Raw genomic sequence first — 9,805 nt, 5'->3', positions numbered from 1 at the left:
GTTTGCGCAAAGCGCAACCGGTCGGTGGTCGGCTGGGAAGGAGATTGGGGATGATTTTCGGGACCGCGGCGCGGTCCCGAAAGGGTCAACGATGCTTCAAGGCAGGCAACTTCAATGCCAGCCCTGGCCTCAGTGAGGCGCGCGGGGAATGGTCTTGAGCAGGTCTTCGGCGCTGATGTGGCCGACGATAGCGCTGCCGGGCTGCGGCAGGTCGAGGATATGGCCCTTCATCTTGCCCACCACATGCATTTCGCAGGGTTTGCAGTCGAATTTCAGGGTCAGCACTTCATCACCGTGCACCAGTTGCATTGGTGCCACCTTGGTGCGCACGCCGGTCACACCCTTCGCCTGTTTGGGGCAGAGGTTGAAGGAGAAACGCAGGCAGTGCTTGGTGATCATCACCGGCACTTCGCCTGTTTCCTCATGCGCCTCGTACGCTGCGTCGATCAGCGCGACCCCATGACGGTGGTAGAAGTCACGGGCCTTCTGGTTGTAGACGTTGGCCAGGAACGACAGGTGCGACTCGGGATACACCGGCGGCGGCGTGGTTTCGGCCTTGCGGCCACCGCGTGGGTGGGCGGCGACACGGGCATTGGTCAGCGACTCGATGACTTCGCGGCGCAGGGCCTTGAGCTGCGAGTTGGGGATGAAGAACGCCTGTGGCGCGTCCAGCTCGATGGAGTCGGCGTGGTACTGGGTGGTACCCAACTGGCCGAGCAGGTCGTGCAGTTGGTCCAGTGCCTGTTGCGGCTTGTTGGCTTCGCCGAACGGACCGTCCAGGTTGGCACTGGCAGCAACGCCTTCTTCGCTGATGGCGGTCAGTTGCAGGCGGTCTTCGCGCAGACGCGCGACCCACGACAGACCAATACGGCGTTCGGCCGAGGTCTTCTGCAAGGCCTGTTGCCAGTTGTGGTCGAGGTTGCGACTCAGCGGATGGTTCGGCCGCAGCTTGAACAGGCCCTCAGGCATTTCATTCGGCTCGACGCGGTAGCGGTAGCGCTTCTCGCCGTCTTCCTCGAACTCGCCCTTGAGCTCGGCGATGTTGGCGCGGAAACCCACCACTTCACGCTTGACCAGAACATTGAGGCCGTCACCGTTGGACAGCGGGTCATGGGTGACGACCTGCATGTCACGCTTGCCGACCTTGTCTACCGTACCCACCAGCAGACCGGTGAAGGTCGGCGAGTCGAAGGCGCCGATGTCGATCTTGCGCTCGCTGACGAAATAGTCGGTGCTGCCGCGGTGGAAGGTCTTGTCCGGGTCCGGGACGAAGAAATGCGCAGTGCGGCCACTGGATGCGCGAGCGAGGTCCGGGCGGTCTTCGAGGATGTCATCCAGGCGCTGGCGGTACCAGGCCGTGATGTTTTTCACATAGCCCATGTCCTTGTAGCGGCCCTCGATCTTGAACGAGCGCACGCCAGCGTCCACCAGGTCGCGCAGGTTGGCGCTCTGGTTGTTGTCTTTCATCGACAACAGGTGTTTTTCATAGGCGATCACGCCGCCTTTTTCATCCTTGAGGGTGTACGGCAGGCGACACGCCTGGGAGCAGTCGCCGCGGTTGGCGCTGCGTCCGGTCTGGGCGTGGGAAATGTTGCACTGGCCGGAGAAGGCCACGCAGAGCGCGCCGTGGATGAAGAACTCGATCGCCGCGTCGGTTTCGTCGGCGATGGCGCGGATTTCCTGCAGGTTCAGCTCGCGGGCCAGCACCAGTTGCGAGAAGCCCGCCTGGTCGAGGAACTTGGCGCGGCCGAGGGTGCGGATGTCGGTCTGGGTACTGGCGTGCAGTTCGATGGGCGGAATATCCAGCTCCATCACGCCGAGGTCCTGGACGATCAGCGCATCGACACCGGCATCGTAGAGCTGATGGATCAGCTTGCGTGCAGGTTCCAGCTCGTTGTCGTGGAGGATGGTGTTGATGGTGGTGAAGATCCGCGCATGGTAGCGCCGGGCGAATTCCACCAGTTCGGCGATTTCGCTGACCTCGTTGCAGGCGTTGTGCCGTGCGCCGAAGCTCGGGCCGCCGATGTACACGGCATCGGCGCCATGCAGGATGGCCTCGCGGGCGATGGCGACATCGCGGGCAGGGCTGAGCAATTCCAGGTGATGTTTGGGCAAGGACATGATGTTTTTCTAGGCTTCAACACGGTCAAGGCGCGCATTGTAGCGGCGAAATGCCTGACCGGCACCCGAATGCTGCCCGGTGGTTTTTGCGGGGCGCCGAACCGCAGCGATGAGGTCTTCAGTGAATGCAGTGTTGCCTGGCCTGGCGCAATCGCCGGCAAGCCGGCTCCCACAGTGTTGGGTCTGACACAAACCCCAGTGGGCGCGGGCTTGTCGCGGCGCCGAACCGCAGCGATGAGGCCATTTGCCCGGGCAATCAGCCCTTGGCCGCCATCGCCGTGACTTCCACCCGCATGCCTTCCACCGCCAGCTCGGACACGCCCACCGCCGCGCGTACCGGCCATGGCTTGCTGAAGAAACGCTGATAAACCTCGTTGAACGCCGGGCGGTCGGCCATGTCGGTCAGGTAGATGGTCAGGTGCAGCACGCGGTCCATGCCGCTGCCGGCTTTTTCCAGGGCCACTTTCAGCGCCTGCAGGGTGCATTCGCTCTGGGCGGTGATGTCGCCCAGTTCCAGGCTGCCGTCGGCGCGGGTCGGGATTTGGGTGGACACCAGAATGCCGCCGAAACCGGCCACGTCGGAGGAAATGGAGTCCGCATCCGGGTCGGGGATGTAGGTGATGTCTTGATTGGCCATGAGGATCTCTTGCGATGACTGAGTAAAACAGGCCGCACAGTGTAAGCCGCGAGCCGTCTTGCGGCGAATTCGTTTGAACCCTCGGCGCCGGGGACCAGTCCCAATCAGGACCTTTCATGCAAAACAAGGAGAAGTGCAATGAAACCTATCACCTCGATGTTCGCTGGCCTGGCCCTGGTGGGTGCGCTCGCGGCCCCGGCCTGGGCGGACCAGCCGGGTGCCGACTGGAAAGTCACCCAGGAGCAGGCCTCCGCGACCCTCAAGGCCGCCGGCTACACGCAGATCACCAAGATCGAGGCCGACGATGGCCACTGGGAAGGCGAGGGCACCAAGGCTGACGGCATGAAGTATGAATTCAAGGTCGATCCGCACACCGGCAAGATCGTGAAGGATGAAATGGATCACTGATCCCGCCGCTGTATCCGGGGCCGCCAGACGGCCCCGAAACCTCAAGCGGCCCGCAACGCGTCGACAATCGCCTGATTGAACGCCGGCAAGTCATCCGGCTTGCACGGGGTAATCAGGGTCAAAGCCATTGGCCGGCAGTGCTTCACCTCGGCATCCACCCATATCGCGGGCCCAACTCATGAAAGCGCTGAAGATTGCCACCTTCAACATCAACGGCATCCGCGCTCGCCTGCCCAACCTGCTGGCCTGGCTGGAGCGCGAACAGCCGGACATCGCCTGCCTGCAGGAATTGAAAGCGCAGGGCTTTCCCAGCGAGCAACTTGCCGACGCCGGCTACGGCAGCCTCTATCACGGCCAGGCAGCCTGGAATGGCGTGGCGATCCTGGCCCGCGATGCTGAGCCGCTGGAAATCCGCCGCGGCCTGCCCGGTATGGAAGACGACAGCCAGAGCCGCTACCTGGAGGCCGCGGCCCACGGTGTAGTGGTGGCATGCCTGTACCTGCCCAATGGCAATCCGCAACCCGGCCCCAAGTTCGACTACAAACTGGCCTGGTTCGAACGCCTGATCGAACATGCCCAGGGGCTGCTGGACAGTGACCACCCGGTGGTGCTGGCCGGCGACTACAACGTAGTGCCCACCGATTTCGACATCTATAACCCGCGCTCCTGGCTCAAGGACGCGCTGCTGCAGCCGGAAAGCCGCGCCTGCTACCAGCGCCTGCTCGACCAGGGCTGGACCGACGCGCTGCGTCATCTGTATCCGGAGCAGCGCCTTTACACCTTCTGGGATTATTTCCGCGAGCACTGGCCGAAAAACTCCGGCCTGCGCATTGATCACCTGCTGCTCAACCCGGCTTTGGCCCCGTACCTGAAAAACGGTGGCGTCGATGCCTGGGTGCGCAATGAAGCCAAGGCCAGCGACCACGCTCCGGCCTGGATCGAACTGGGCCCGCGCAAGCGCAAGGCCCGAGAGGACTGACTGATGAACGACGCGCTTTTCGTCGATCTACAACACGTTGCCGAGACGATGCGGCAGTTGCACTTCCACGACGACGGGGCCACGCCCAACAGCCCGTTGCCGGTCATTCGCTATCACCTGCGGTCGAAGCCGGGCAGCGACATGGCGGCGGCGTTCGAGGCGCTGTTCAACCGCAACCAGTGGACGCCGTTGTGGCGTGCCGGCATTTTCGACTATCACCACTACCATTCCACTGCCCATGAAGCGCTGGCCGTTGTGCGTGGCGAGGCGCGGGTCACCTTGGGCGGGCAGTCCGGGCAGACCCTGAGCATTGCCGTCGGCGATGTCCTGGTGCTGCCGGCCGGAACCGGCCACCGCTGCGTCGAGAGCAGCCGGGATTTCCTGGTGGTGGGGGCGTATCCGCGTGGACAGGAGGACTACGATATCCAGCGCCCCGGCAACGCCAGTCACGCCGATTCGAAAGCACGAATCGCCCGGGTTGCGCTGCCACTGGCCGACCCGGTGGCCGGCAGTGATGGCCCGCTGATGACGGCCTGGAAAGCCTCAGGCCGCGCGCGCAGCGAGTAGCAGAGAGGCCGGTTTGCCGGTAAGCGGGTGTGGCGGTTCGATGAGGGCGTCGAGGCGGAATCCGTTGGCGTGCAGCAGCGTCACCCAGCTTTCCAGCGTGCGGAAATACCAGGGCGCCGGGTCGCGGAACGCCGCGTCAAAGCCTGCCCAGGAGCCCGCGCGCCAGCTATCGGCATAGGGTTCATCGCCACAGGCCACGTGAGGGTGCAACGTCTGGATCAGCAGATGGCCCGGACGTTCCAGCCACGCCGGCAGCGCCGCCAGCAACCGCTCCAGTTCCTCGGCGCCGAACAGCGAGAAATTGCAGGCGATCAGATCGACCTGGCGGTGCGGCGTTTGCTGGCTGAACGCTGCATAGTCGAGACATTCGTAGTCACCCTCGGGATCGCTGATCCGGGCGGCTTCGACCAGGCCCGCCGTGGCGTCCACACCCCAGGTCGCGATGCCCCAGCCGCGCAACGCACGGCACAGCCAGCCTTCGCCACAGCCAAGATCGAGAACACGTTGCGGCCGCCGCGCATCGATGGCGCTCAACATGGCGTGGTCGGTGACCAACCGGCGGCTCTCGATCCGCGCTTCGCGCACGGCGGTGATCCAGGGTTCGGCGTTGGTTTGCCAACTGGAGAGGATCAGGGATTCGGGGTCAGTGCTCATCTGAATTCCTCATAATGCCATTCAGGCCAGAAGGTCTTCGTAAAACGCCCCGTACGGCTTGCTCGGGTGGGCGATCTGGATTTCCAGGATCCATAGCCCGCGGTTCGGTCGCTCGGCCAGATCGCCAAGGTCGCCGGCGCGGTAGATAGCGTGGGGGAAGTCGCTGACGCGATGGCCCTTGATATCGAGGTTGAGCGTCCAGCCCATGGCTTCGGCTTCCTGGCGGGCGAAGTCGTAGAGCTCGACGCCGCTGCAGTTCTCGTCACGCCAGTGTGCTTCGACCCGCTGGTACAGGGTCTTGGCCGCGGCGGCGCAGGCGATCATCTCCGGGTCGTCGCCCACGGCGAAGGTAGCGCCGGCGTCGCCTTCATGGCCTTTCCAGACGATGCCCATGTCGATGAAGAAAATGTCGTTGTCGCCCAGCACCGGATCGCCGTCCGAGCGCTGGTTGAAGGCTTTCAGGGTGTTGGCGCCGAAACGCACCAGCAGCGGGTGCCAGATGCGTTCCATGCCCAGCCCGGCAAGGATCTCCTTGCCGCGAGCGGTGGCTTCGGACTCGCTCATGCCGGGGCGAATCACCGCGGCGATAGCGTCCACGGCTTCCCAGGTGCGGGCCTGGGCGTACTGCATCAATTCCAGCGCGTAATTCGCGCCAGTGGCTTCCTTGGGGTACACGGCGGTGTTCATTGGTGGCTCTCTGTTCAAGGGCTCTTGGGTGTTTTCGCTGTATAGACTTCTATATGGCGATAGCTCTTGCAACACTTTGTTTCGTGAACCCTCAGTGCCCGTACAAGCCGACCAGGCTCTGCGCCCCCAGTGCGTGCCCTTGCAATGCCTTGAGCAAACCGTCCCGGTCCAGACCGTCGGGCAGCGTGCCGGGTGCCAGGTCAGTGGCGATCAGGGTCAGGGCGTAATGATGAGGGTTGTCGCCGGCGGGCGGGCAGGGGCCGCGATAAACGGTGGCGCCCTTGACGTTCTTGCCGACGGTGATGCCCTCGCTGACACCTTCGGCCAGTTCGCCACGTTTGGCATCGATGTTGTAGGCCACCCAGTGGACGACGCCGAGGCCCTTGGCGCCATCCGGGTCGAACATCACCAAGGCCACCGAGCGGGTGCCTTCGGGCAGGTTCGACCAGCTCAACTGCGGTGAGCGTTCCTGGCCCTTGCCACAGGCGGTGTCAGGGCCGATCTGGGCCAGGGCAATCCGGCCGCCATCGCTGAAGGAGGTGGAGGTGATGGACAGCGGCGCCGCATGTGCGGCGCCTGCGAAGGCCAGCAGGGCGAGGGCGGGGATCAGTGTTTTCACTGCGGTTCACCTTTGAATGAGCTTCGGGGAACCGCAGTGTAGACGCTTACTCGACGCCAGCGCGGGGGGCCGGCGGCGACCCGGCGTATTCGCCCATTTCCGGTACCGGAGGATGGTCTTGGGCGGCGTGGCGCAAATCGTCGGTAACCCGCAGTTCGGCACCGGTCGGCGAGAAGGTCGCGGACGGCACGAACGGCGCGGGGTTGGCCGGCACCGGGCGCTTGCCGCGGCGCCACAGGAAGAAGCTCACCAGCGCCAGGTTGATCACCGCCATGGCCCAGAACAGACCAACCTCGCCGTAGCGGTTCATCAATGGCGAAATCGCCACCGGACTGATCGCCGAGCCCAGCGAGTTGATCAGCAACATGCCCTGGATCATCGGCACCAGCGCTTCGACCGGCGCACGGTCGGCGGCATGGCTGACCGACACCGGATAGACGGCGAACACGCCACCTCCGAGCAGGAACAGCATCACCGGCAGCAGCATCGAATCGGACGGCAGCAGCAGGATGACCACCGACAGCACGGTGCAGAGCATGCCGAGCGCGATCAGCACGTCCTGGCGGTCCTTACGGTCCGACCAGCGGCCCACCGGGTACTGCAGCAGCATGGCGCCGAGAATCACCCAGGCCATCATGGTGCCGACTTCGCCGACCGCCAGGCCGATGCGTTGCAGGTACAGCGGCAGCAAGGTATAGACCGCAGCGATGGCGAGGCCGGAACCGAAGCAGCCGACCAGGCCGGTCGGGGTCACGCTGAGCAACTGGCGCGGCTTGAGCGGTTCGACGTGCTCCAGCAGTGGCGACACCCGCGGCAGGATCACGATCGGCAGCACCGACAGCGCCGCCAGCATGCCGGCCATCATGAACGGCGCCTGGTCACCCCAGCCGGCAATTTCACCCAGCGCCGCCTGGCTGACCACGCCCGCGCCATAGAACGCGATCATGTACAGCGCCAGCAGGCGCCCGCGGACCTTGGTGTCGCCGGCCATCAACAGCCAGCTTTCGATCACCAGGAACACGCCGACCGTGGCCCAGCCGTTGATCATCCGCAGCACCATCCAGCCCCAGGTGTCGACGAACAGGCCCTGGGCCAGGATGGTAACGGCGATCAGCGAGGCGAAGCTGCTGTAGGCGCGGATATGGCCGATGCGCAGGATCAGCCGGTCATTGAACACTGCGCCGAGGGTCAGGCCGATGAAATAGGCAGACGAGACCACACCGATCATGGTGGCCGATTCGCCGGCCTCATCCAGGCGCAGGGTGGTCAGGGAAGACAGAAAGCCATTACCCAGGGCCATGATAAACAGCCCGAGCAGGGGTGCCAGCGCCATGGCCAGCAAACGCGGAGACATACGTACCTCAAGAGTTTCGATTAGCGGTCAGACCCTTGGTACGCGCGCGCACGTCAGCCGGACCCTTGCGGACCGGGGCTGCTCGTTGTTGGGATTGTCGCTGCTCGAAGTGACCAGGCGAAAAAGGGCGCGAGATTCTAATGGGTTTTGCCGGCTGACTGACAGATGGGTGAGGGTGTGGCGGAGTGTCGCAGGGGCCTGACCCCACCCCCTCTCTGTAGGAGCGAGCTTGTCGGGGCGCCGAACCGTCGCGATATGCGCTAATCCTTTGCCCATCGCGAGCAAGGGCCTGGCAGAGACCTGCAAATCCCCGGGCAGGCAGATGCAAGAATCCTGACCACCCAGATGAGTTAATCCCCCGGCGATCAAGATTCAGACGGATCGCACCTTGCGGTAGTCCTTACGATAAAAATAAAGGGGATTGATGTGAACAGGTTTCGCCATGGCTCATTACTGGCCGCGGCCCTCAGCGCCATTTCTTCCGGCGCGTCGGCCTACGAGCTGTACTCCACTGCGGATTCCACACTGAAGTTGAATGTCCAGGGTGCCTTGGGCTTCTTCCACAGCGACGAAAGCTACAACCAGGGCGGACCGATCGATCCGGGTTCGGTGGCCTGGCAGGAAGCCTTCCTGCGTTATGGTCTGAGCGGTACCACGCGTTTCCCGGACGCGGGCAATTCGTCGCTGTACGGCGAGTTCAACCTGGTCAGCAACGGCACCTGGGGCCAGGGCGATGCGGCGGGCTACACCGATGGCACCGAGCGCCGCACCGACGTCGACCGTGCCTACGCCGGCTGGCGCTCGGGGGATCTGTTCCTGGCACTGGGCAAGGACGGCGTGGATATTTCCGTCGGCAGCCAGAAAGTGAAGGTCGGTGACGGCTTCATCATCAACGGCGACGGCCTGAGCGTCGGTAACAACCTCGCCGGAGGCAGCGCCAATCGCGGCGGCGCCTATTACCTCACCGCGCGCAACGCGTTCGACAAGACCGCCTGGCTGCGCCTCGGCGGGCAGCAGGGCTGGCGCGGCGACCTGATCTGGCTGAAATCGGACAACGAAATCAAGGCCAAGCCTGAGCTGGGCGTTGCCGTGCTCGAGCACGTCGCGCCGGAGGGCACGGTGGGCCTGACCTACGTCAAGGGCCTGGATGTCGAGGACAAGCTGGCGAATGCCTTCAGCGGCCAGCGCGACGGCCTCAAGATCACCAGCCTGCGGGCCCAGGGCAATGCCGGGGTCAAGGACCTGTTCCTGTCCTTCGAGTACGCCCACGAAGACAAACGCCTGGGCGACGAACACGCCTGGTACGCGGAGGCCGGCTGGACCTTCTCGGCCATGCCCTGGCAACCGCGGGTCGGCTATCGCTACAGCCGCTACTCGGAAGATTACGACCCGTTGTTCAGCGGTTTCAGTCGCGGCTACGGCACCTGGTTCCAGGGCGAAGTGGCGGCCAACTACTCCGGGCCGTTCCAGCGCAATGCCGGCATCCACATGCTCAGCCTCGGCCTGACGCCGCACCCGGACGTGGCGATGGGCGTGCTGTACTTCGACTTCAACACCCTCGACCGTACGCAAGGCAACCTGGATGCCAAAGAACTCGACCTTTACGTCGACTGGACCCTTGGCAATTTCACCATCAGTCCGCTGGTCGGCCTGTACAAGCCGAAGAAGAGCGCTGAGGAAGGCGGATCGCAACTGGGCAGCGATGACCTCAATCTCTACAGCCAGTTGGTAATTTCCTTCGCCTTTTAATGACTTTTCCGGCCCGAGTGGCTTCCCACT

Annotated in this window: 10 protein-coding genes; 4 read left to right on the top strand and 6 right to left on the bottom strand. The window is 64.0% G+C overall.

Going from position 1 to position 9,805, the window contains the following annotated elements; all coding sequences use genetic code 11:
• Positions 1-129 precede the first annotated feature (129 nt).
• Positions 130-2,121, bottom strand: a complete 1,992-nt coding sequence (locus DM374_RS25550) for a peptidase U32 family protein (protein WP_110972375.1) — start codon at positions 2,119-2,121, stop codon at positions 130-132.
• 256 nt (positions 2,122-2,377) lie between these two features.
• Entirely contained in the window at positions 2,378-2,758 is a 381-nt protein-coding gene (locus DM374_RS25545) for a RidA family protein (RefSeq protein ID WP_095153473.1), read from the bottom strand.
• 138 nt (positions 2,759-2,896) lie between these two features.
• On the opposite strand from DM374_RS25545, the gene DM374_RS25540 reads away from it, so the two are divergent.
• The 3 genes from DM374_RS25540 (at position 2,897) to DM374_RS25530 (ending at position 4,712) form a co-directional block, all read left to right on the top strand.
• Complete coding sequence (locus tag DM374_RS25540) at positions 2,897-3,166, top strand: PepSY domain-containing protein (RefSeq protein ID WP_095153472.1); 270 nt, start codon at positions 2,897-2,899, stop codon at positions 3,164-3,166.
• Positions 3,167-3,344: 178 nt separating this feature from the next.
• Positions 3,345-4,145 (top strand): exodeoxyribonuclease III, encoded by an 801-nt coding sequence (locus DM374_RS25535; protein ID WP_110972374.1) that lies wholly within the window; start codon positions 3,345-3,347, stop codon positions 4,143-4,145.
• Positions 4,146-4,148: 3 nt separating this feature from the next.
• Positions 4,149-4,712 (top strand): cupin domain-containing protein, encoded by a 564-nt coding sequence (locus DM374_RS25530; protein WP_110972373.1) that lies wholly within the window; start codon positions 4,149-4,151, stop codon positions 4,710-4,712.
• On the opposite strand, the gene DM374_RS25525 is transcribed toward DM374_RS25530, so the two are convergent.
• From DM374_RS25525 to DM374_RS25510, 4 genes are all read right to left on the bottom strand, one after another.
• The gene (locus DM374_RS25525; protein ID WP_110972372.1) at positions 4,689-5,366 is read right to left on the bottom strand and encodes a class I SAM-dependent methyltransferase; all 678 of its coding nucleotides are present in this window, start codon (positions 5,364-5,366) and stop codon (positions 4,689-4,691) included. The two genes, DM374_RS25530 and DM374_RS25525, sit on opposite strands and share 24 nt — an antisense overlap.
• A gap of 21 nt (positions 5,367-5,387) precedes the next feature.
• Positions 5,388-6,053: a M24 family metallopeptidase gene (locus tag DM374_RS25520; protein ID WP_110972371.1), complete on the bottom strand. Its 666-nt coding sequence runs from the start codon at positions 6,051-6,053 to the stop codon at positions 5,388-5,390.
• 91 nt (positions 6,054-6,144) lie between these two features.
• Positions 6,145-6,672: a YbhB/YbcL family Raf kinase inhibitor-like protein gene (locus DM374_RS25515; protein ID WP_110972370.1), complete on the bottom strand. Its 528-nt coding sequence runs from the start codon at positions 6,670-6,672 to the stop codon at positions 6,145-6,147.
• A 46-nt stretch (positions 6,673-6,718) separates the two neighbouring features.
• A complete protein-coding gene (locus DM374_RS25510) occupies positions 6,719-8,026 on the bottom strand; it encodes an MFS transporter (RefSeq protein WP_110972369.1) in 1,308 nt (435 codons plus the stop codon).
• Positions 8,027-8,452: 426 nt separating this feature from the next.
• Here DM374_RS25510 and DM374_RS25505 point away from each other — a divergent pair, with 426 nt between their 5' ends.
• Positions 8,453-9,775: an alginate export family protein gene (locus DM374_RS25505; protein WP_225422588.1), complete on the top strand. Its 1,323-nt coding sequence runs from the start codon at positions 8,453-8,455 to the stop codon at positions 9,773-9,775.
• Positions 9,776-9,805 lie beyond the last annotated feature (30 nt).

The organism is Pseudomonas huaxiensis (genome assembly GCF_003231275.1).
GTDB classification, from domain to species: domain Bacteria; phylum Pseudomonadota; class Gammaproteobacteria; order Pseudomonadales; family Pseudomonadaceae; genus Aquipseudomonas; species Aquipseudomonas huaxiensis.
Note: the sequence above shows the minus strand (reverse complement) of the source record. Positions and strands in the feature narration are given on the sequence as shown.